The following is a 21,249-nucleotide window of genomic DNA, read 5'->3' as shown; positions in this document are numbered from 1 at the left end:
CGCGCAATGCAGATCATCGTTGCACCTGCCCGGCACTGGACGCAGCCGGGCGCCTGGCCCTCACTGGCCCAGCGCGGTACCGAGTTGCGCCACCACCGGCTTCCACTTTGCCGTCTCGGCCTTCACATAGGCCGCGGCCGCGGCATCGCCAATATGCAGATCGGCGAAGATCCCCTGCTCGCCGAGCGTGGCCGCCATGGCCGGCGAGCCCATGACGGCCCTGGTGGCGTCCGCGAGCGTCTTTTTGACAGCAGCCGGCGTGCCGCGGGGCGCCGCCAGCACGTTCCACAGCATGGCCTCGAACGGGGCAGCGAGGTCTGCGGATTCGGCAATGGTGGGAATGTCCGGCGCCAGCGCCAGGCGCCTGGCGGTGGCCACGCCCACGATATGCATGCGGCCGCTGCGGTGAAAGGGCAGCATCACGCCCAGCGTGCCCACGGCCATTTCGGTGGCGCCGCCCATCAGGTCCTGCATCGAGGGACCGGTGCCCTTGTAGGGGATGTGCATCAGCGGCGCGCCGGTGAGCTGCTTGAAGCGCTCCACGGCCACATGCATCAGGGTGCCGGTACCGGGGGAGCCATAGTTGTATTTGCCGGGGTTGTGCTTGGCGGCAATGACCAGTGTCTTGAGCGTCTTGGGCATGGACGGAGCCACGGCAAATGCCACCGGCGCGCCGCCGAGCACGCCGATGTAGTCGAAGTCGTCGGCGGCGCTGTAGCGCGGCTTGGGCTCGGTCAGGTTGTACAGGGCATGGGTCGAGGCCGTGGCAAACAGCAGCGTATAGCCGTCAGCGGGGCTATTCTTCACCTCCAGGCTGCCCAGCGCGCCCGAGGCGCCGCCCTTGTTCTCCACCACGACCGCCTGGCCCAGCTGCTTGCCCATGGCTTCGGCGTAGAAGCGCGCGAAGCTGTCCACCGGGCCGCCGGGCGGGAAGGGCACGACCATGCGGACGGGTCGGGCCGGATAGGACTGGGCGCGTGCCGGCAGCGCGGCTGCGAAGGGGGCAGCGCTCGAAGCCTGCAGGAAATGTCGACGTTGCATGGCGCACTCCTTGAATCTCCAGCCGGCAGGCGCCGGTGGGTGGAAGAAAAGGGCACGCAGCGGTATGCAAGTCGCGTGCCCATGCGGGCTCAGAGGCCGCGTTCGCGCAGCAGTCTGTCCTGGCGCTCGATCAGGCGGCCGAGCTCGGCCATGTCGGTGGCGTTCAGCACCGGGCCGGGACGGCGCACATAGGCCGAGCGGATCGCGCCGCGGCGCTTGAGGGTCTCCTTGCGCAGCGCCAGGCCCAGGCCGTACTGGAACTCGTGGCGCAGCAGCGGCAGGTAGAGGTTGAAGAGGTCTTCGGCTTCCTCGCCGCGGTCCTGGTCGAACAGCGCGCACGACTGCACCAGCATCTCGGGGTAGGCAAAGCCGGTCATCGCGCCGTCGGCGCCGCGCAGCATTTCCTGGGGCAGGAACAGGCCGCCGTTGCCGACCAGGATGCTGATGCGCCGGCGCGCCGCAGCCGTGCTTTGCTCGCGCACCTCGCTGAGCTTGCGCATGCCAGGGAAATCCTCGTGCTTGAGCATGACGATCTGCGGGAAATCGTCGATCAGCTTGAGGATCACCGCCACCGACATGTGCACGCCGGTCACCTGGGGGAAGTCCTGCAGGCAGATCGGGATGTCGGGGCCGAGCAGCCTGGCCACCGTCGCGTAGTAGTTGTAGACCTGCTCGTCGGTCTTAAGGTTGGCGGCGGGCGCCACCATCACCCCGGCCGCGCCCTGGTCCATGGCGGTCTTCGACAGGCGCTCGACATGGCGGTTGGAGGCATGGCTCACGCCCACCACCACCGGCACGCGGCCGTCGATCCGCTTGAGCACGCGATCCATCACCGTGAGCGTCTCTTCCTCGGTGAGCTTGGGCGCCTCGCCCATCATGCCCAGGATGGTGAAGCCGGTGACGCCCTTCTCCAGATAGAAGTCGGTCAGGCTGTCGGTGCTCTCGAGGTCCAACTCGCCGCTGTCGGTGAAGGGAGTGGCGGCAATGATATAGACGCCCTTGGTTGTCTCGCTGATCTTTTCGGTTTGCATTGGGTTCCTTTGGGAAGAAGGGGGAGGGATCTCGAACCGTTCGTCCTGAGCTTGCCTGGGCGGCCCCGTCGAAGGATGGACGGCCCTCCCTCCAGTAGAGAGCTGGCCGTCCATGGTTCGACAGGCTCACCACGAACGGTTTTATTTACCGCCGCACGCGCCGGTGCTCCAGGCGGCCGAGCCAGCGCGTCAGCGGCCACAGCAGCGCCAGGTACATCAGCGCGGCCAGCATCACGGGCGAGGGGTTGTAGACCAGCGACTGCGCATCGCGCGCCGCGCGCAGCAGCTCGGGCATGGCGACGACGCTGGCAATGCTGGTGAGCTTGACGACCTCGATGCTGTTGCCGACCAGGTCGGGCAGCACGTTCTTGACGGCCTGCGGAATCACCACATGGCGGATGGCCTGGGCGCGCGTGAGGCCGGTGGAGCGCGCGGCTTCCATCTGCCCTTTGGCCACGCCTTCGAGCCCGGCGCGAAACACTTCGGCGTAGTAGCTGGCGTTGTTGAGCACGAAGGCCAGCGCCACGGCGGCCACCTTGCCCAGCTCCAGGCCCAGGAACGGACCGCCGAAATAGATCAGGATCAGCAGCACCAGCGGCGGAAAGGCACGGAAGAAGTCGATGTAGCCGATGATGCTCCAGCGCAGCCAGCGCCGGCTGGACTGCGTGAGCCCCAGCGCCAGCGCCAGGCCGGCGGCCGCGCCCAGCGGAATGACCAGCGCCGCCAGCCAGATCGTGGTCCACAGGCCGTTCAGCAGATGCGGAAACACCTGCGCGTAGACCTCGAGGTTGAAGAAGTTGTGAATCAGCGTTTCCACGTGCTACCTCTGCTGCCAGTGTTGTTCGAGCCAGCGCGAGAAGATCACCAGCGGCAGGAAGACGAGCAGATAGGCGCCCGCGGCCATCATCAGCGGCGTCGGATTGCCCGCATGGCTGCTCGCGCCCTGCGCGTTGTTGAGGATCTCGCCCAGCGCCACCACCGAGCCCAGCGCGGTGTTCTTGGTGATCGAGATCACGCGGTTGGTGAGCGGCGGCAGCGCGCGGCGCAGGGCCTGGGGCAGCACCACCAGGCGCATGGCCTGCGTCCAGCGCATGCCGGTGGAGCGCGCGGCCTCGAGCTGGCCGCCCGGCACGGCGCAGATGCCGGCCCAGATGCTTTCCTCGGCGTAGGCGGCCAGCACCAGCGACAGCGACAGCCAGGTCACGGCAAAGGCCGACAGCGGCAGGCCGAGCGCCGGCAGCCCGAAATACAGCACGATCAGCACCACCAGCGCCGGCAGCGAACGCATGATGTCGGCAAACGCGATGATCGGCAGCGATAGCGCGCGCAGTCCCAGCGCACGCACGATGGCCAGCATCAGCCCGAGCACGACTCCAGTGAGCACCACCGCCAGGCCCACGCCCACCGTGACCAGCGCCCCCGAGGCGATGACCGGCCAGTACTGGCGCGCCACCTCGAGGTTGAAGAAGGTGAAGAAGAAACCGCTGTCTGCGACTGTCATGTCAGCCGGCTCCCGTAGCGCGCCAGGAAGCTCTGCGTGCGCGCCTCGCGCGGATGCTCGAACATCTCGGCGGCCGTGCCCTGCTCGACGACCACGCCGCCGTCCATGAACACCACGCGGTCGGCGGCGGCATGCGCGAACGCCATCTCGTGCGTTACCACCAGCATCGTCATGCCACGGGCGCGCAGGTCGCGCATCACATTGAGCACATCCTCCACCAGTTCGGGATCGAGCGCGCTGGTCGGCTCGTCGAACAGGATCACCTTGGGCTTGAGCGCCACCGCGCGCGCAATGCCCACGCGCTGCTGCTGTCCACCCGAGAGCTCGGAGGGATAGGCTCCGGCCTTGGCGCCCAGGCCCACCTGCTCGAGCGCGGACTGCGCCAGCATGTGCGACTCGGCTTTCGAGCGGCGCTGCACGGTGCGCAGCGCCAGCGCCACGTTGTCGAGCGCCGTGAGGTGCGGGTAGAGGTTGAATTGCTGAAACACCATGCCCACGTCCTGGCGCAGGCGGTTGATGTCCACGGTGGGTGCGGTGACTTGGTGGCCGTTGGCCAGGATGGTGCCGCCGGTCGGAGTTTCCAGCAGGTTGCAGCAGCGCAGCATGGTGCTCTTGCCCGAGCCCGAGGGCCCGATCACGCACACCAGCTCGCCGGCGTTGACCTTCAGATCGACGCCGCGCAGCACCTGGTTGTCGCCATAGGACTTGTGCAGCCCGGAGATTTCAAGGATCGGCATCAGGCACACTTCGGCGTGACGGGGGTGGGGTCGTAGCCTTCGGTGCCGGGCACGCCGGTGCCGGGGGCGATCTTCACCGCGGCGTCGTCGGCGCCGGGCTGGAAGCCGAACCACTTCACCGCCAGCTTGGCCACCGTGCCGTCCTTCTTCATGCACTTGAGCGCGTTCGATGCGGCATCGCGCCCGGCCTTGTCGTCGGCGCGGAAGGGCAGCGCCCAGACCAGGCCGGTCTTGATGGTGTAGCTGGTTTTGAGCGCGGGGTTCTGCTTGGCGGCCCAGGCGACCACCGTGGTGCCGGCCAGGTTGTAGTCGGCGCGGCCCGACTGCACGGCCTGCACCGCGTCGGCATTGGCGCCATAGACGTCGTACTTGAAGCCGTACTTGGCGGCGTTGTCGCGCGCCCAGCCCTCGTAGTTCGAGCCCTTGTTCACGGCCACGGTCTTGCCCTTGAGGTCTTCGAGCTTCTCGATGGCGGGAGCGGCCTTGGTGCCGAGGAAGGTGTAGTCCGTGTCCAGATAGCCTTCGGTGAACAGCAGCGATTTGGCGCGCTCGGGCGTCACGGTGACGGGGGCGACCAGGAAGTCATAGCGCTTGCTGTTGAGGCCTGGAACCAGGCCCGAGAACTCCGCGCCCTCGATCTCGATCTTGCGGCCCAGGCGCTTGGCCAGTTCCTCGCCCAGATCGACGTTGAAGCCCTGCACGCCGCCGCCGAGCTTGGCCATGGCATGCGGCGCAAAGGTGGCATCGACGGCGCTGCGCAGCGGCGCCTGGGCAGTGGCGGCGGTGGAGGCAAGGCCCAGCAGCGCAAGCAGGGACAGGCCAAAGACGGAAGACTTCATGGTGCAACTCCTGGAGTGATCTAAAGAGGGCCGTGCGGCCCGGAAACAAAAGAGGGTCATTCGGCGCGCTGCAGGCCGACGAGTTCGCTGAAGCGCCCTCGCTCGAGCGACTGCGCCGGGCGGTTGCTCAGCGGATCGGGACGGCCGCGCGCGAGATACTTGCCGCTGCCGCGCTCGACCTGCAGCGCGTTGTCGCGTACGACGCAGCGGCCGCGGCTGAACACCTGCTCGGGCCAGCCCTGCAGCACGCGCCCTTCGTAGGGGGTGTAGCCGACGTTGTCATGCAGCATGCCGGCGCTGACCTCGACCCGGCGCTCGGGATTCCACAGCACGATGTCGGCATCTGCGCCCACGGCAATCGCGCCCTTGCGCGGTGCCAGCCCATACATGCGCGCATGGTTGGTGGAAGTCAGCGCGACGAATTCCTCGATCGTCATGCGTCCGGCCATCACGCCCTCGGAGAACAGCAGCGGCAGGCGCAGCTCGATGCCGGGCACGCCATTGGCCATTTCCTTGAAGGTGGTGGCATCGCCCTTGGGCAGCTTGCCCGAGGCATCGAAGCGGTAGGGCGCGTGGTCGGACGAATAGACACCCAGCGTGCCGTCCTTGAGGCCGTCCCAGACGGCTGCCTGCGAATCGGCATCGCGCGGCGGCGGGCTGCAGCAGAACTTCGCGCCTTCCATGCCGGGCAGGTCGCTATCCTGAGCTTCGAGAAACAGGTACTGCGGGCAGCTCTCGGCGTACACGGCGGCGCCCAGGCGGCGCGCATTGCGGATCACCTCCACGGTCTCGCGGCCGGCCACATGCACGATCAGCACCGGCACATCGGCCAGGCGTGCCAGCGCGATCGCGCGGTTGGTGGCTTCGGACTCGGCCAGCTTGTCGTGCGCCACCGCGTGGAACTTCGGCGCGGTATGGCCGCGCTCGAGCAGGCGGTGCGCGATCCAGCGGATCATGTCGTGGTTCTCGGCGTGCATCATGATCAGCGCGCCTTCCTCACCGGCGACCGACATGACTTCCAGCAGCTGGTAATCGTCGAGCTTGAGCTTGTCGTAGGTCATGTAGACCTTGAGCGAGGTGATGCCGTTTCGTATCACCTGCGGCAGGTGCTCGCGCAGCGCCGTCTCGTCCGGGTTGGTGAGGATCAGGTGGAAGCCGTAGTCGATGACCGCCTTCTCGGCCGCGAGCTTCGAGTAGGCCTGCACCACCTCGGGGATCGAATCATTGCGGTGCTGCGCCGCGAACGACAGGATGGTGGTGGTGCCGCCGAAGGCCGCCGACACCGTGCCGGAATAGAAGTCGTCGGCGCACATCACGCCCATGCCCGAGAGCTGCTCGATATGGCAGTGGCTGTCGATGCCGCCGGGCAGCACCCAGCGGCCGGCGGCGTCCACGTCCTGCGCACCGGGCGCCAGGTTCGGAGCGATCTCCACGATCACGCCGTCGCGCACGCCGATGTCGGCTTGGAAAGTGCGGTCGGCATTGCTGATGCGGCCGTTGCGGATCGTCAGGTCGAAAGGGGTAGCAGTCATGGCGTGAAACTCAGAAAGTGCCGGGGTACGAACCACCGTCCAGAAGCAGGTTCTGTGCCGTGATGAAGCCGGCCTGCGCGCTGCATAGAAAGGCACAGGCATCGCCGAATTCATGTGGCAGGCCGAAGCGCCCGGCCGGGTTGGCGGCGCGGCGGCGCGCCAGCACCTCGTCCTCGGGCAGGCCGTTGTCCTTCGCCCACTGGCGCGCGGTTTCCAGCAGGCGGTCGGTCTCGAAGGGGCCGGGCAGCAGGTTGTTGATGGTGACGTTGTGCGCCACGTTCTGGCGCGCGATGCCGGCGATGAAACCGGTCAGGCCCGAGCGCGCTCCATTGGACAGGCCGAGGATGTCGATGGGCGCCTTGACGGCGGCCGAAGTGATGTTGACGATGCGGCCGAAGCGCCGCTCGACCATGCCGTCCAGCGTGGCGCGGATCATCTCGATGGGCGCCAGCATGTTGGCGTCCAGCGCGGCAATCCAGGTGTCGCGGTCCCAGTCGCGGAAATGCCCGGGCTTGGGGCCGCCGGCGTTGTTCACCAGGATATCGGGCGCGGGGTGCGCGGCCAGCGCGGCGGCGCGGCCTTCGGCAGTGGTGATGTCGGCGACCACCGCATGCACCGTGACCCGATGCGTGCGGCGGATGTGCTCGGCGGTTTCCTCCAGGGCTTCACGGCCGCGCGCCAGCAGGGTCAGGTTCACGCCTTCTGCCGCCAGCGATTCGGCGCAGGCCCGGCCCAGGCCGCGGCTGGAGGCGCAGACCAGGGCGTGGCGGCCTTCGAGTCCGAGCTTCATGCGGCCACCCCGGCACCCGATTCAACGGAGGTGAGAGCAGGCGCAGGGCAGGCGGTGTGGGGGCGGTGGTGAAGCATGGAGCGCGGCCTTGGATGCGTGGAAGTTGCAACCATTATTCCGAGCACCCTCGGCCATGTCGTGTGACACTTTGACCGTCGTCATTAACACTGTGTTAATGGTCTTCAGTGGAAACCCGGAAGCCCTCGCGCTCCATCACGCGGGCAAGCACCTCGACGAAGGCCTGCGCCGGCTGCGACATCGGCTCGGTGCGCAGCCGCACCAGGGTGGCTTTGAGCACTGGCGCGTTGAGCACCGGCCGCACCACGAACTTGCTGGCCGCCCAACTGCTGGCCGAGAATTCGTCGACCAGCGCGATGCCCGCGCCGGCCTGCACCAGCGCGCAGGCGTTCTGCGGCGAGCCGGCCTCGATGGCAGCGCGCGCGTTCTCCCCGCTGGCGGAAAACAGCGCATGCACCATCGCGCCAAAAGGCGACTCGCGGTCATAGCCGATCAGCGGATAGGGCAGCAGGTCGGCGACGCTGAGCGTGGCGCGCCGCGCCAGCGGGTGGTTGTAGGGGCAGATGCAGACCAGGCGGCCGCTGCCCATCTCCTCCATCTCCAGATTCGGGTGGTTCACGGGGAGGATGGTGACGGCGAGGTCGGCCTGGCGGTTGAGCAGCCGCTCGGTCAGCGGCGCATGGCCCAGGTACTGGAAGGTGAGCTTGACCTGCGGGTTGCTGTGGCGGAACTCGGCCATGGCCAGCGGGATCACCGCCTGCCCGACGCTGGGGCTGGCCACCAGGTTCAGGATGCCCTCCTGGTGCTCGCTGAGCTCGCGCGCCAGTTCGTTCACGCGCTTGACGCCGGCATAGACCTGCTCCACCTCATGGAACAGCTTCTTGGCCTCGGGCGTGGCAAACAGCCGCCCCCGGATGCGCTCGAACAGGGGAAAGCCGACGCGGGCCTCGGTATGCGACAGCAGCCGGCTCACGGCGGGCTGCGACACGAACAGCAGCTGCGCCGCGCCGCGGATCGAGCCGGTGATCATGACGGCGCGGAAAACCTCTATCTGGCGGAGATTGAATGCCATGTGAAATGCGCTTGTGAATAACAAGGTGTTAATCATGACGCATGAATTGGCAAGTGTCGAAGTCCTGTTGCGCTCCTACACTGCAAAACCCCGGAGCCCGTTTCAAAGGCTCCAGCCAGATTCCAGGAAGGCCGTCCCATGCGCGACACGCTCTATGTCATCAATCCCAACAGCAGCCAGGCCGTCACCGCCGGCATCGACGCCGCCATGGAGCCGCTTCGCCGCGCCGGCGGCCCGCGCATCGAGTGCGTGACGCTGGCCGACGGCCCGCCGGGCGTGCAGACCCAGCAGGACGTGGACCGCGCGGCGCTGTCGGTGCTGCGCTTCGCGCAGGAGCACCAGGACAAAGCCGCGGGTTTCGTCACTGCCTGCTTCAGCGACCCGGGCCTGCACATGCTGCGCGAGCTGCCGGGCGTGCTGTCGCTGGGCATCAGCGAATGCGGCGCGCTCACGGCCATGACGCTGGGGCAGCGCTTTGGCGTGGTGGCCATCCTGCAGGGATCCATCGGGCGCCACTGGCGCACCTGGGGCGCGATGGGTATCACCCAGCGCGTGGCCGGCGAGGTGGCCATTGGCCGCGGCGTGACCGAACTGACGGACCGAGAAGCCACGTTGAGCGCCATGATCGCGGCCGGAAAGCGGCTGCGCGATGAACATGGCGCGAATGTGCTGGTGATGGGCTGCGCCGGCATGGCGGCTTACCGCGCGCCGCTGCAGGACGCCACCGGCCTGCCGGTGGTCGAGCCCACCCAGGCCGCGGCATCGATGGCCCTGGGCCGCATCCAACTCGACTGGTGAACCATGAGCAATCTGCACCCCCAACTTCTCAAGCGCCTGCATGCGGCCGTCGGCGACGCGGGCCTGGTCATCGACAGCGAAGGCAAGGCACCCTATGAAACCGACTGGCTGAAGAAATTCACCGGCAGCAGCTCCATTGTCGTGCGCCCGGCCAACACGGCCGAGACCGCCGCGGTGATGTGCATCTGCCACGAGACGCACACGCCCGTGGTGACGCAGGGCGGCAACACCGGCATGAGCGGCGGCGCCACGCCCGACGGCAGCGGCGCGCAGGTGGTGCTGAGCACGGTGCGCATGAATGCCATCCGCGCGGTCGATCCGCTGAACAACACCTTGACCTGCGAGGCCGGCGTGCTGCTGGCGCATATCCAGGCCGCGGCGCAGGAGGTCGACCGCTTCTTTCCGCTGAGCCTGGGGTCGGAGGGCAGCTGCACCATCGGCGGCAATCTCGCCACCAACGCCGGCGGCATCGCGGTGCTGCGCTACGGCAATACCCGCGAGCTGGCGCTGGGCCTGGAAGTGGTGCTGCCCGACGGCCGCGTCTGGCATGGCCTGCGCGCGCTGCGCAAGGACAACACCGGCTATGACCTGCGCGACCTGTTCATCGGCTCGGAGGGCACGCTGGGCGTGATCACGGCCGCGGTGCTCAAGCTCTCGCCGCGGCCCGTGGCGCGCGCCACCGCCTGGGTCGGCGCGCGCGACATCGAGGCGCTGGTGCAATTGCTGGCGCAGCTGCGCGCCGATTGCGGCGAGCGGCTGGTGGCCTTCGAGATGATGTCCGCGCCCTCGCTGGCGCTGATCCTGGCGCATGTGGCCGACGTGCGCGCGCCGCTGGGCGAGGAGCATGCCTTCCACGCGCTGATCGAGCTGGCCGACACCCAGGGCGAGGGCCTGGCGTCGCTGCTCGAAGGCAGCCTGGAAAAGGCGCTGGAAAGCGGCAGCGTGCAGGACGTGGCGGTGAGCGCCAGCGGCGCGCAGACCCAGGCCTTCTGGAAGATCCGCGAAGGCATCTCGCAGGCGCAGATGCGCGCGGGCAAGGCCATCAAACACGACATCGCGCTGCCGATCTCGGCCATTGCCGGGTTCGCGCACCGGGCCGAAGCCGCGCTGCGTGCCGCCGACCCCGATGTGCGCATCATCAATTTCGGGCATCTGGGCGACGGCAACCTGCACTACAACGTGCTGCTGCCGCTGGATTCCGCGCCCGAGGTGCTGGCTGCCGCCACCGCGCGGTTCAACCGCATCGTGCACGACATGGTGGCCGAGGCCGATGGCTCGATCAGCGCCGAGCACGGCGTGGGCCAGCTGCGCCGCGACGAGCTGCGCCACTACAAGTCGGAGGTCGAGTTCGATCTGATGATGCGCATCAAGCAGTCGCTCGACCCGAACCAGATCATGAATCCCGGCAAGCTGATCTGAGCTTGCCGCCACAACACAAGGAAAACACATGGACCTCGGACTCAATGGAAAGACCGCGCTGGTGCTGGGCGCCGGCGGCGGCCTGGGCGGCGCGATCGCGCGCACGCTGGCACGCGAGGGCGCGCAGGTCGCGCTGGCCGACATCGACCTGGCCGCGGCGCGTGCGGTGGCCGATGAGATCAACGCTTCGGGCGCAAAGGCGATCGCGCTGCAATGGGATCTGGGCGACCTGGCGGTGATCGAGCCCAATATCCTGCACATCGAGAGCGAGCTCGGCCCCGTCGACGTGCTGGTCAACAACACCGGCGGCCCGCCGCCCACGCCCGTGGCCGGCCAGAGCAGCGCGCTGTGGAGCAAGCACTTCCAGAGCATGGTGATGTCGGTGATCGCCATCACCGACCGCGTGCTGCCCGGCATGCGCGAGCGCAGGTTCGGCCGCATCGTCACCAGCACCTCCTCGGGCGTGGTGGCGCCGATCGCCAACCTCGGCCTGTCCAACGCGCTGCGCATGACGCTGCTGGGATGGTCCAAGACCCTGGCGCGCGAAGTCGGCCGCGACGGCATCACCAGCAACATCGTGCTGCCCGGGCGCGTGGCCACGGCGCGCATCCAGTTCCTCGACGAACAGAAGGCGCAGCGCGAGGGCCGGGCGGTGGAGGAGGTGTCGCGCGAGAGCACTGCGGCGATTCCGGTGGGACGCTATGGCGATCCGCAGGAATATGCGGATGTGGTGGCGTTTCTGGCGAGCAGCCGGGCGTCGTATGTGACCGGGTCGGTGGTGCGGGTGGATGGGGGCCTGTTGGCGAATGTGTGAGTCTTGAGGCTGGCGCAAGCCCTGAAACCGTTCGTCGTGAGCCCGTCGAAGGATGAACGGCCTGCCCTCAAGATTGAGGCTGGCGCAAGCCCTGAAACCGTTCGTCGTGAGTCCGTCGAAGGATGAACGGCCTGCCCTCAAGAAAAAGGCGCTTTTCATGTTCGGGAATTCTGCCTGTCGACGGGCAAGCCACAACGCATCAAAGCAAGTTGAATCCCCGCTCCACCATCGCCTGCCGCAGCTTCTCCCGCCCGTCCATATAGTCGAACCGGTTGTAGTGGACCACGGATTCCTTCCAGCTCCTCCGCGCCGATCCCATGTGCTCGCGGAACTTGCCGAACTCGGCTTCGTAGTCATCGAGTCCCGCCATGGAGCGCTGGAAGTCATAGCGGTCATGGTGCAGCACCACCGATTGCGGCGGGCGCGGCCGCACCGTTTCGGGCTTGCCGGGTAGATCGGCGGGCTTGCCCACCACCAGCCCGAAGGCCACGAAGCTGTACCGCGGCAGATGGATGAGTTCTGCCAGCGCCTGGGCCTCGTTGCGCATCGCCCCGATATACACCACGCCCAGGCCCATCGATTCGGCAGCGACGACGGCATTTTGCGCCGCCAGCGCCGCATCGATGCTGGCCATAAGAAACGCATCGAGGTAATCATGGACCTGTGCATCGCCACCGCCGTCGCAAGTGATGGCATGACTGCGCGACAGGTCTGCCACCCAGAGCAGCACCAGGGGCGCATCATTGATGAACCGGTTGGCATCCTTTTTCCGGCCCGAAGCCAGTTCGGCCACCCGGGCCTTGAGGGCGGGGTCGCCGACGGCCACCACGCTCCACTGGTGCAGGTTGGATGAGGTGGAGGCCGATTGGGCTGCCGCCACCATCGCTTCGAGGGCGCCCTCAGGCAAGGCTTCGGGCAGATAGTTGCGCACGGAACGGTGCAGCAGCAGCGCCGCGATCTGCGCGTTCCAGGCCATCCGTGCCGGTTTGGTTTGCGCGCCGTAGCGCTGCTCAAGTAGGGCTTGGTGTTCGGTCATTGCATGTTCCATATCGATGGCTTGAGCGTACGCATCGGAAGTTTTTGCATTGGTCACCAAAGCCGGCATGTCTATCCATGGTTGTGGACAATGCATGCATGGATCAACTACTCAGCATCCGTGTGTTCCAGCGCATCGTCGAGGCCGGCTCGTTCACGCTGGCGGCCGCGCACCTGGGCATTCCTCGATCGACAATCAGCAAGGCCTTGCTGGAACTGGAGGCGCATCTGGGTACCCCGCTGCTGCGCCGTACGACCCGCTCGGTGACGCTCACGGTGGAAGGGGCCGAGTATTACCGCCGGGTCTCGGGCGTGACTGCCAGCCTCGATGAAGCGGACGAAACGCTGCGCCATATGGGCACGGCGGCCCAGGGGCGGCTGCGCATCGATGTGTACTCGTCCTTTGCCAACCATGTGCTGATCCCGGCGCTCGGCTATTTCAAGGCCGAGTTTCCAGGTGTGCAGTTGGCTGTGGGCATCAGCGACAGGCCGGTCAACCTGGTCGAGGAAGGTGTCGACTGCGTGATTCGCGCCGGCGCTCTGGCCGACAGCACGATGGTGGCGAAAACGCTCTTCAAGGACCGGTTGCTGACCTGCGCCAGCCCTGCGTATCTTGAGCTGCATGGGGTGCCAAAGACACCTGAGGAATTGAAGGAAAAACACCAGTTGGTCGGCTACTTCGGCGCGGCTGCCCGGGAGGTCTGGCCGTTGCGCCTGCAATTGGGGGCGCGCACCCATGTGTTCTCGAACTTCGACTTCTATTCCAACGACAGCGCGGGCCAGATCGGCATGATGGCCAGCGGCCTGGGAGTCGGCCAGACCCATGCCCTGGTCGCGCGCCCACTGCCCCAGTCGGGAGCGCTGGTATCGGTGCTGGAGGACTGGACCCGGCAGACGGTCCCGATCTCGGTGATGTATCCCTCGCCCAAGCGCCTTAATCATCGCACCCGGGTATTTGTCGACTGGCTGGTGAGGTATGTGAGGCAGTACGCCAAATGACTTTTCAATCTTGCGATCGGACGACTCTGCTGCCAAGTCAGCGTGCTGCACTTACTGCGTACCGCGGGGTTCTTCAGGGGAGTAATTGATGGGCCAAATCCACGAACTGGAAACACGGAGATTGCTGCTTCGGCAGTGGCGCGACTCCGATTCCGCCCGGTTTGCACAGATGAATGCCGATGCGGAGACGATGCGCCATTTTCCTGCTGTGCTGACGGTGCAGGAGAGCAATGCCATGGCGCAGCGCTGCCGCGAACTCATCGCACAGCGGGGATGGGGTTTCTGGGCAGTCGAGGAGAAAGTCTCCGGAGAATTCGTGGGCTTCACCGGATTGCATGTGCCAACGGCCGAGTTGCCCTTTTCTCCCTGCGTGGAAATTGGCTGGCGGCTGAATCGGTCATTCTGGGGCAAAGGCTATGCCACAGAGGGGGCCGGCGCTGCACTCGTCTTTGCATTCGACAGCTTGGGCCTGGCCGAAATAGTTTCTTTCACCGCGTTGGGCAATACGCGCTCTGAACGGGTCATGCAACGGCTGGGCATGCATCGTGACGAGCAAACGTTTGAACACCCAGCCTTGCCCATGCATCACCCGCTGCGCGAACACGTGTTGTATAGAGCATTCGGAACCAAAGAAGCTGGTCCGGTGCCATAAGCACAGCTGGTGGCGTGACTTCGAAAAGGTCTTTTGCAAGCCTCCAGCACTCCGGGTAAACCCGTGGCAAAATACTTTGCATGCAAACTAATTCCGTGGTCGATTCTTCCGACGCGCCTGGGTTCTCCCCGGCGCGTTCGCGTTTCGGGCTGCTCGTTGCCAGCGTCTACCGGCAGTGGCGCCGGCAGGTGGACCTGAGCTTCAAGGACCTGGGGCTGTCGGATGCCACGCGCACGCCGTTGTTGGCGCTCTACGAGCGCGGCGGGCCGATGCGGCAAAAGGATCTGGCCGATGCGCTGTACCTGGACAGTTCCTCGCTGGTGCGGGTGCTGGCGCAGTTGCGCCAGGCACAGCTGGTGGACTGGGATTGCGACCCTGCCGACCGGCGCACCAAGTGCATCGCGCTGACCGACAAGGGGCACGAGACCGCTGGATTGATCCTTGCCAAGAGCCTGGAGATCGAGCGCACGCTGCTGGCCGGTCTTTCGTCCGAGGAGCAGCAGGTCACGCGTGCAGTGCTGCAGAAGATTTCGCAACGCTTTGCGGCGCTCTGACGCGCTTCCAACGAGAAACCAACGGTAGAGAAAATGAAATTGAAAGCATCGCCCTTTGTCTGGGTGAGTTTCGCGATGATCGTCGGCGTGATGGGCACCGCGCTGATCAGCCCGCTCTATGCGCTCTACAAGGAGGCCTGGAACCTGCAGGCCAGCGATATCTCGCACATCTATGTGATCTACATGGGCGGCGCGCTGTGCACGCTGCTGTTCCTGGGGCGCCTGCCCGACCGCGTGGGCTTCAGACCGGTGATGCTGTTCGGGCTGGCGATGGCGTTCATCGGCACCTTCATCAGCCTGATCGCCTGGAACGTCGCGTGCCTGAGCGTGGGACGGCTGATCGTCGGCGTCGCCTCGAGCATGGTCACAACCAGCGCGACGCTGGGCCTGGCCAAGCTCTCGCCGCCGGGCAATGCGCAGCGCGTGGCGATGATGAGCGGTTTCCTGATCGCCTTCGGCTTTGGCATCGGACCGCTGGTGGGCGGCCTGATCGGCCAATGGGCGCCGTATCCGCTGGTGACCACCTATGTGCCGACGCTGGTGCTGGCGGCGCTGGGCATGCTGGCGCTGGCGAAGCTGGAGCTGCCCGACGAAGCGGTGCCGAAGGATCCGCAGCCGCTGCAATGGAAAGACGTGCTGCCCAGGCTGACCTGGCCTGCGGGCGAGGCTTCGAAGGCCTTTGCGCTGACCAGCAGCCTGCCTTTCCTGGCCTTTGGCGTTTTTGGCCTGTATGCCTCGATGTCGCCGCTGTTCCTCGACAAGCTCGTGCCCTGGCATGGCCCGGTGGTGAGCGGTACGGCCATCGCGCTGATCCTGCTGCTGTCGGCCTGCACCCAGATCCTTGCGGGCCGCCTGCCCACGCATTGGTGCGGCGCGCTCGGCCTCGCAAGCCTGGCGCTGAGCAACGCGCTGCTGATGATCAACCTCTGGGCCGGCTCGGCCACGCTGTTTGCGCTGGGCGTGCTGTGCACGGCCGCGGGCCACGGCATGAGCATGCTCGCGGGCATGAGCATGGTCAACCGCATCGCCACGCCCGCCAACCGCACCGGGCTGCTGTCGACCTATCTGGTCATCGGCTACGTCGGCTCGATGGTGCCGATGCTGGGCATGGGCTGGATTGCCGACCACTGGGGCATGGAGCCGGCAGTGCGCATCTTCTGCACCGCCGTCATCGTGCTGGGAATGGCCGCCGCCGCGCTGTTCCAGCGCCACCCGCGCATGCAGCCGGCGCTGGCCACCGCATGAACGCGCGTGCGCCGCTGTGGCTGCTGGTGCTGGTCACGTTCAGCGGCACCATGGCGATGCATATCTTCGTGCCGGCGCTGCCCGTGGCCGGCGCGGCGCTGGGCGCTTCGCCCGCGAGCATGCAGCAGACCATCACGCTGTATGTGATCGGGCTGGCGCTGGGGCAGTTGGTCTATGGCCCGGTTTCGGATGCGCTGGGCCGGCGCCCGGCGCTGCTGCTGGGGCTGTCGGTTTATTTCTGCGCGGGCGTGATGGCGTTGTTCGCGCCCACGCTCGAGTGGCTGCTGGTAGCGCGGCTGCTGCAGGCGCTGGGCGGCGCGGCGGGCATCGCATTGGGCCGGGCGATCGTGCGCGACACCGCCGAGCCGGCGCGCGTGACGCGGGAACTTGCGCTGCTGAACCTGTTGACGCTGGCCGGCCCGGGCCTGGCACCCATCGTCGGCGCCTACCTTGCCGACCACTTCGGCTGGCGCGCGATCTATGTGTTCCTGGTCGCCATCGGCAGCGCCATGCTGCTGTTCACCTGGCGCCTGCTGCCCGAAACCAACCTGAATCCGCGGCCGCTGCGGGTGGGCGCCATTGCGCGCGATTACCGCCAGCTGCTGGGCAACCCGGGCTTTGCCGGCTACACGCTGGGCGGCGCCTGCATCACCTCGGCGCTCTATCCCTATCTCGCGTCGGTGCCCTATATCGTGCATGGGCAGATGGGCTTGCCGGTCAGCGCCATCGGCTGGTTCGCGGCCAGCACCATCGTCGGCGCCAGCCTGGGTACCTTCCTCACGCGCCGGCTCTCGGGCCGCTGGCCGGCCGAGTCTTTCCTGTTCCTGGGCGCGGGACTCGGGTTGGCTATGGCCTGCACGCTGCTGGCTTTCCAGGCGCTGGGCTGGCTCACGCCTGCCTGGCTGATTGCCATCACCGTGACCATGACCTTTGGCGCGGGCTTTGCCAGCCCGGCGGCGCTGGGCAGCGCGCTGTCGGTGATGCCTACGCTGGCGGGCTCCGCCGCGGGGCTATATGGCTTCGGCCAGATGGCGATGGGTGCGGTGGGCACGTTGCTGGTCGGCCATGGCGACGACCCGGTGGTGTCGTGTGCCGTCACGCAGATCTGCATCACCGGGCTGGCCCTGGCGAGCTTCCGCCGGGCGCATCTGCAGGGCGCGCCTGCCACGCGATAGGCCTGCAAGGCCGCATCTTCCGCTGTTGAGCGCCGGCAACGATTTCTCAAATAATAGCTTTAAGCTATTGCAAGACTATTTTTAATAGTTATAGTTGCGTTTGGTTGTGGCAAGCCGCTGCGGCTTTCGATGTTCGAGAACCTGTGACACGGGTTCACCGAGGACAGGAAAGCGGGTAGTGCTGAAAGCATCCACGCACCTTGTGTTTGTGGCGGCAAGGTGCGTTTTCGAGGCCGGCCCGTTGCAGGGAACGGGCCGGCCTTGCTTTTTCGAATCGGAATGCCCCGCAGCTTTGCCCCGCGCGCTCTTGGCGTGGGCTCACCTGATTCCACAACAAGGACACCATCGTTGAAATAATAGTAAAAAGCTATTGATATTTTAGTATCGATACGTATATTGGTTGTGGATTCGTTCAGTTCCCGGCAAGGAGTTCCTGCGGTCCGTACGTTTCAAACCATCTATCGAGAGGAAAAAGCATGGCAAATGACATTCTTGAAGCATCGGCATCTGTGCCAACGCAGATTGCGGAGCTGGAGGCTAAGGCCGAAGCCGAAGCCGAAGCGGCGGCTGCCGCGAAGTCGCAGGCAGAAGCCGGAGCAGCGGCCGCCGCCCAGGCCCAGGCGGAAGCCTTGGCAGCGGCTGCCATTGCGCAGGCCCAGGCTGAAGCAGATGCCGCAGCGGCTGCCAAGGCGCAAGCAGAAGCGGCGGCCGCCGCCAAGGCCCAGTCGGATGCCGAAGCAGCAGCTGCCATTGCCCAGGCCCAGGCTGGAGCCGATGCCGCAGCTGCCGCCGAGGCTCAAGCGCAAGCCGATGCCGCCGCCCAGACCCAGGCGGATGCCTTGGCAGCGGCTGCCATTGCGCAGGCGCAGGCTGAAGCCGATGCCGCAGCGGCCGCCAAGGCCCAGGCTGAAGCCGATGCCGCAGCGGCTGGCAAGGCACAAGCAGAAGCTGAAGCGGCGGCCGCCGCCAAGGCCCAGGCGGATGCCGAAGCAGCAGCTGCCATTGCCCAGGCCCAGGCTGAAGCCGATGCCGCGGCCGCCGCCGAGGCCCAAGCGCAAGCCGATGCCGCCGCCCAGGCTCAGGCGGATGCCTTGGCAGCGGCTGCCATTGCGCAGGCACAGGCTGAAGCCGATGCCGCAGCGGCTGCCAAGGCCCAAGCAGAAGCTGAAGCGGCGGCCGCCGCCAAGGCCCAGTCGGATGCCGAAGCAGCAGCTGCCATTGCCCAGGCCCAGGCTGAAGCCGATGCCGCAGCGGCTGCCAAGGCACAAGCAGAAGCTGAAGCGGCGGCCGCCGCCAAGGCCCAGTCGGATGCCGAAGCAGCAGCTGCCATTGCCCAGGCCCAGGCTGAAGCCGATGCCGCAGCGGCCGCCAAGGCTCAGGCTGAAGCAGATGCCGCAGCGGCTGCCAAGGCCCAAGCAGAAGCTGAAGCGGCGGCCGCCGCCAAGGCCCAGTCGGATGCCGAAGCAGCAGCTGCCATTGCCCAGGCCCAGGCTGAAGCCGATGCCGCGGCCGCCGCCAAGGCCCAAGCGCAAGCCGATGCCGCAGCGGCTGCCAAGGCGCAAGCAGAAGCTGAAGCGGCGGCCGCCGCCAAGGCGCAGGCAGAAGCTGAAGCCGCTGCCAAGAGCCAGGCGCAAGCCAAAGCGGCGGCAGCCGCTGACAACCTGCAAGCCGATGCCGAGGCTGCGGATGTCGCCACGATACAGGTGAAAATCGAAGCAGCCGCTGCCGCCATCGCGCAAGCCGAAGCCGGCGCAGCCGCTGCCGACAAGGCACAGTCCGAGGCCCGCGCAGCAGCTGCCTTCAAGGTGCAGGCGCTGAACGACGCAGTCGCAGCCGCCGAGGAAAAGCTGCAAGCCGAAGAGGCGATGGTGGTCAAAACGCGCCTGCAGGTCGAGAAACTGAAATCCTTGCAGACCGATGCCACCGAAGCAGGCGAGGCTTCGGCGTTCTCAAGTCTCGAGGGCATCAAAAACTTCGCTGCCATGGCCTATGGCAGCGCAATGGAAAAGGCGCCTCAGGCATGGGACGCGGCCCGCAGTTTCACGGTCGCCAGCATCAAGAGCCTGGGCGAAAACCAGCATTTCGTTGCAGGGACGCTGCTGCTGTCCACCGCGGCAGGCGCGGCGGCTTCCCTGCTGCCCGTTCCGGTGAAGGCCGCCTACTATGCCGGGGCGGCGACAACGCTCGCGGCCATTGGGTCACTGCATTATGAGAACGGTGAGAATTCCGTCTACAGCTTTGTCAAGAGCGCGGGAGATTTCAGCCATCCTGCTACTGCAACAGTGGTCACTGCCGCCACGGGACTGGTATCGGCCGGTATTGGCTACCTTGACGGGAGCGCCAAGTACGAGCAATTTGTCAGTACTGTAGCCGTCACCTATCAAGAGAAATTGCAGGACGTGGGCAAGAAGGCCGCGCAGCGCCTGATGGAACAGAGGGCCGAGGAGTACGACAAATACCCCTTGCTCTCCGCCATGCGGGCGCACGGCGTGCACGATGCACTGCAGGAAACAGTCAAGAGTGCTGTCATCGGCGTGGCGACCTCGGCCACTGTCCTGGCCTTGAGCAAGCTGGCGCATTCGACGTATGCATACGTGACTGGAATTGATGATCTGGTCAGCGATATCCCACCATCCGATGCTGCCGATCCCTATGCCCTGGCTCCGGTTGCCCCGCCGGAGCCTGAGCACCTGCACGAAATGCCGGCGCTCATCGGCACCGCGCAAGAGCAATACGCATAAGCGCGAAGCTCCATGCACCTGGCTTTGCGGGCGAGGTGCGTATTCAAGGGGGAGCGTTCCAGGCAATGGCCGGTCCTCTTTTTCGCCGCTCGGGTGCGGTGCAAGGGCGCTTGATATCTGGATTGCAGGAGGACTCCATGGATTGGCTGACTTTCACTGCCGAGATCTTCAAGGCCGCGGCCTGGCCGCTGGCTGCCGTGGCCATTGCGCTGATGTTCCGGGCGCAATTGCGCGCGCTGCTGACACGCATGAACAAGGGCCGTTTCGGACCTGCGGAATTCGAGTTCGAGCAGACGCTGCAGACCCTGGTCGCGCAGTCGGCTGCAGCCGGAACCCTGCATTCCCCGGCCACTGCCGCAAGCGCCATGCGCACATCCGTCCCGCCGCGCGAGGCGATCGCCGTGGCCTGGCACGCGCTCGAGCATGCGGCGCAGGTGCGTGCGCAGACCGTGCCGCGCCTGCCGCCGCTTCAGGCACAGGACATGGCGCTGTACCAGCAACTCGAGGCATTGCATGAGCAGGCCATCGGGCAGTCGCAGTTCCATCCCTCGGCCCAGGCGGTGAACAACTATGCGCGGCTCGCGCGCGGCCTGCAGGCACGCATGAAGGGCGTGCCGCCCGGATGAGGCGGCGCGCGCGCAGGAGGCTGCGCGGCTGGAGCGGCGGTGCTCCGCGCCGGCTAGGAAAAGCTGGAAATGGCGTCCAGCCCGAATCTGGCGCCGTGGGCCCCAGGGGTGGACGCCGATGCATCAGGCAAGGGCCGGTGCCGTTGCGGTTTCGCAGGACTGGAGCCCGACCAGCGTGACATCGAGCGGCTCCGGCTCGGGCTCGGGCAGGCGGCCGCGGTCGCAGACGATGCGGGCCGGCTCCAGCTCGATCGGTGTGGTGTGCAGTTCCCCCGGCGAGGCCGGTTCCGCGGGCAGGTGCTTCAGATGCGCATCGGTGTTCTTGAACGCTGCCTTGATTTCCCTCGCCGCATCCTTGACTGCTGCCTTGACCTCGGCGGCATTGTGCTTAAGTTCGTGTTCGGTATGCCGCAGCTCGGCGCGGAAGTCCTTGAAGGCCGGGCCGTCAGCCAGTTCCTTGAACGTGTGCTTGGCATCGGCGACCAGCTTCTTGAAGTCGGAGACCAGTTTGTATTGCTTGTGGTGTCGAACGGGTTTTGTCATCGGAGCCTCTTTCATGATGGTTGAAGGACGGTGGAGGCCTGGGCTGGCAGGATCGCGGCCAGGGCGTCCATGGTGGATAGCCATACT

General features: G+C 66.4%; 22 protein-coding genes. 10 read left to right on the top strand and 12 right to left on the bottom strand.

What is annotated here, in order from left to right; translation table 11 throughout:
• Window positions 1-60 precede the first annotated feature (60 nt).
• From M9799_RS17940 to M9799_RS17900, 9 genes are all read right to left on the bottom strand, one after another.
• Window positions 61-1,041, bottom strand: coding sequence for a Bug family tripartite tricarboxylate transporter substrate binding protein (locus M9799_RS17940; protein ID WP_231043876.1), 981 nt, complete (start codon window positions 1,039-1,041; stop codon window positions 61-63).
• 89 nt (window positions 1,042-1,130) lie between these two features.
• Window positions 1,131-2,072: a dihydrodipicolinate synthase family protein gene (locus M9799_RS17935; protein WP_231043877.1), complete on the bottom strand. Its 942-nt coding sequence runs from the start codon at window positions 2,070-2,072 to the stop codon at window positions 1,131-1,133.
• 145 nt (window positions 2,073-2,217) lie between these two features.
• Entirely contained in the window at window positions 2,218-2,889 is a 672-nt protein-coding gene (locus tag M9799_RS17930; RefSeq protein ID WP_231043878.1) for an amino acid ABC transporter permease, read from the bottom strand.
• Window positions 2,890-2,892: 3 nt separating this feature from the next.
• Window positions 2,893-3,573, bottom strand: coding sequence for an amino acid ABC transporter permease (locus M9799_RS17925; protein ID WP_231043879.1), 681 nt, complete (start codon window positions 3,571-3,573; stop codon window positions 2,893-2,895).
• A complete protein-coding gene (locus M9799_RS17920; protein WP_231043880.1) occupies window positions 3,570-4,310 on the bottom strand; it encodes an amino acid ABC transporter ATP-binding protein in 741 nt (246 codons plus the stop codon). Before M9799_RS17920 ends, M9799_RS17925 begins: the two co-directional genes overlap by 4 nt.
• Window positions 4,310-5,149 (bottom strand): transporter substrate-binding domain-containing protein, encoded by an 840-nt coding sequence (locus tag M9799_RS17915; RefSeq protein ID WP_231043881.1) that lies wholly within the window; start codon window positions 5,147-5,149, stop codon window positions 4,310-4,312. The genes M9799_RS17920 and M9799_RS17915 overlap by 1 nt, the downstream gene beginning before the upstream one ends.
• Before the next feature lie 56 nt (window positions 5,150-5,205).
• A complete protein-coding gene (hydA, locus tag M9799_RS17910) occupies window positions 5,206-6,681 on the bottom strand; it encodes a dihydropyrimidinase (protein WP_231043882.1) in 1,476 nt (491 codons plus the stop codon).
• Window positions 6,682-6,691: 10 nt separating this feature from the next.
• Window positions 6,692-7,471, bottom strand: coding sequence for an SDR family oxidoreductase (locus M9799_RS17905; RefSeq protein WP_231043883.1), 780 nt, complete (start codon window positions 7,469-7,471; stop codon window positions 6,692-6,694).
• A gap of 172 nt (window positions 7,472-7,643) precedes the next feature.
• On the bottom strand, window positions 7,644-8,561 hold the full coding sequence (locus tag M9799_RS17900; RefSeq protein WP_231043884.1) for a LysR family transcriptional regulator: 918 nt from the start codon (window positions 8,559-8,561) through the stop codon (window positions 7,644-7,646).
• Window positions 8,562-8,699: 138 nt separating this feature from the next.
• On the opposite strand from M9799_RS17900, the gene M9799_RS17895 reads away from it, so the two are divergent.
• From M9799_RS17895 to M9799_RS17885, 3 genes are read left to right on the top strand one after another with little or no spacing between them, the layout of a single operon-like run.
• Window positions 8,700-9,359, top strand: a complete 660-nt coding sequence (locus M9799_RS17895) for an aspartate/glutamate racemase family protein (RefSeq protein WP_231043885.1) — start codon at window positions 8,700-8,702, stop codon at window positions 9,357-9,359.
• Window positions 9,360-9,362: 3 nt separating this feature from the next.
• On the top strand, window positions 9,363-10,778 hold the full coding sequence (locus tag M9799_RS17890) for an FAD-binding oxidoreductase (protein WP_231043886.1): 1,416 nt from the start codon (window positions 9,363-9,365) through the stop codon (window positions 10,776-10,778).
• A 28-nt stretch (window positions 10,779-10,806) separates the two neighbouring features.
• The gene (locus M9799_RS17885; protein WP_231043887.1) at window positions 10,807-11,592 is read left to right on the top strand and encodes an SDR family oxidoreductase; all 786 of its coding nucleotides are present in this window, start codon (window positions 10,807-10,809) and stop codon (window positions 11,590-11,592) included.
• 199 nt (window positions 11,593-11,791) lie between these two features.
• Here the strand turns inward: M9799_RS17885 and M9799_RS17880 are convergent, their stop codons facing one another.
• Entirely contained in the window at window positions 11,792-12,697 is a 906-nt protein-coding gene (locus M9799_RS17880; RefSeq protein WP_231043888.1) for a nitroreductase family protein, read from the bottom strand.
• A gap of 29 nt (window positions 12,698-12,726) precedes the next feature.
• Between M9799_RS17880 and M9799_RS17875 the strand changes: the two genes are divergently transcribed.
• From M9799_RS17875 to M9799_RS17855, 5 genes are all read left to right on the top strand, one after another.
• Entirely contained in the window at window positions 12,727-13,626 is a 900-nt protein-coding gene (locus M9799_RS17875) for a LysR family transcriptional regulator (RefSeq protein WP_231043889.1), read from the top strand.
• Between the two features lie 88 nt (window positions 13,627-13,714).
• Window positions 13,715-14,278 (top strand): GNAT family N-acetyltransferase, encoded by a 564-nt coding sequence (locus M9799_RS17870; RefSeq protein ID WP_231043890.1) that lies wholly within the window; start codon window positions 13,715-13,717, stop codon window positions 14,276-14,278.
• A gap of 80 nt (window positions 14,279-14,358) precedes the next feature.
• Window positions 14,359-14,832, top strand: a complete 474-nt coding sequence (locus tag M9799_RS17865) for a MarR family winged helix-turn-helix transcriptional regulator (RefSeq protein ID WP_231043891.1) — start codon at window positions 14,359-14,361, stop codon at window positions 14,830-14,832.
• Window positions 14,833-14,865: 33 nt separating this feature from the next.
• Window positions 14,866-16,077, top strand: coding sequence for an MFS transporter (locus tag M9799_RS17860; RefSeq protein WP_231043892.1), 1,212 nt, complete (start codon window positions 14,866-14,868; stop codon window positions 16,075-16,077).
• Window positions 16,074-17,252 (top strand): multidrug effflux MFS transporter, encoded by a 1,179-nt coding sequence (locus M9799_RS17855; protein WP_231043893.1) that lies wholly within the window; start codon window positions 16,074-16,076, stop codon window positions 17,250-17,252. The genes M9799_RS17860 and M9799_RS17855 overlap by 4 nt, the downstream gene beginning before the upstream one ends.
• A gap of 458 nt (window positions 17,253-17,710) precedes the next feature.
• Here M9799_RS17855 and M9799_RS17850 read toward each other — a convergent pair whose 3' ends face one another.
• Window positions 17,711-18,409 (bottom strand): hypothetical protein, encoded by a 699-nt coding sequence (locus M9799_RS17850; protein WP_231043894.1) that lies wholly within the window; start codon window positions 18,407-18,409, stop codon window positions 17,711-17,713.
• On the opposite strand from M9799_RS17850, the gene M9799_RS17845 reads away from it, so the two are divergent.
• Window positions 18,344-19,993 carry a hypothetical protein gene (locus tag M9799_RS17845; RefSeq protein ID WP_231043895.1) on the top strand — a complete coding sequence of 550 codons (1,650 nt, stop codon included), beginning with the start codon at window positions 18,344-18,346 and terminating at the stop codon, window positions 19,991-19,993. The genes M9799_RS17850 and M9799_RS17845 overlap by 66 nt on opposite strands.
• A 137-nt stretch (window positions 19,994-20,130) precedes the next feature.
• Window positions 20,131-20,619 (top strand): hypothetical protein, encoded by a 489-nt coding sequence (locus M9799_RS17840; protein ID WP_231043896.1) that lies wholly within the window; start codon window positions 20,131-20,133, stop codon window positions 20,617-20,619.
• A gap of 123 nt (window positions 20,620-20,742) precedes the next feature.
• Here the strand turns inward: M9799_RS17840 and M9799_RS17835 are convergent, their stop codons facing one another.
• Entirely contained in the window at window positions 20,743-21,162 is a 420-nt protein-coding gene (locus M9799_RS17835; RefSeq protein ID WP_250621342.1) for a hypothetical protein, read from the bottom strand.
• Window positions 21,163-21,249 lie beyond the last annotated feature (87 nt).

It is taken from the genome of Comamonas endophytica, assembly GCF_023634805.2.
In the GTDB taxonomy this organism is placed as follows: Bacteria; Pseudomonadota; Gammaproteobacteria; order Burkholderiales; family Burkholderiaceae_C; genus Comamonas; species Comamonas endophytica.
The sequence above is the reverse complement of the archived record's forward strand: the minus strand, read 5'-3'. Positions and strand labels throughout refer to the sequence as shown.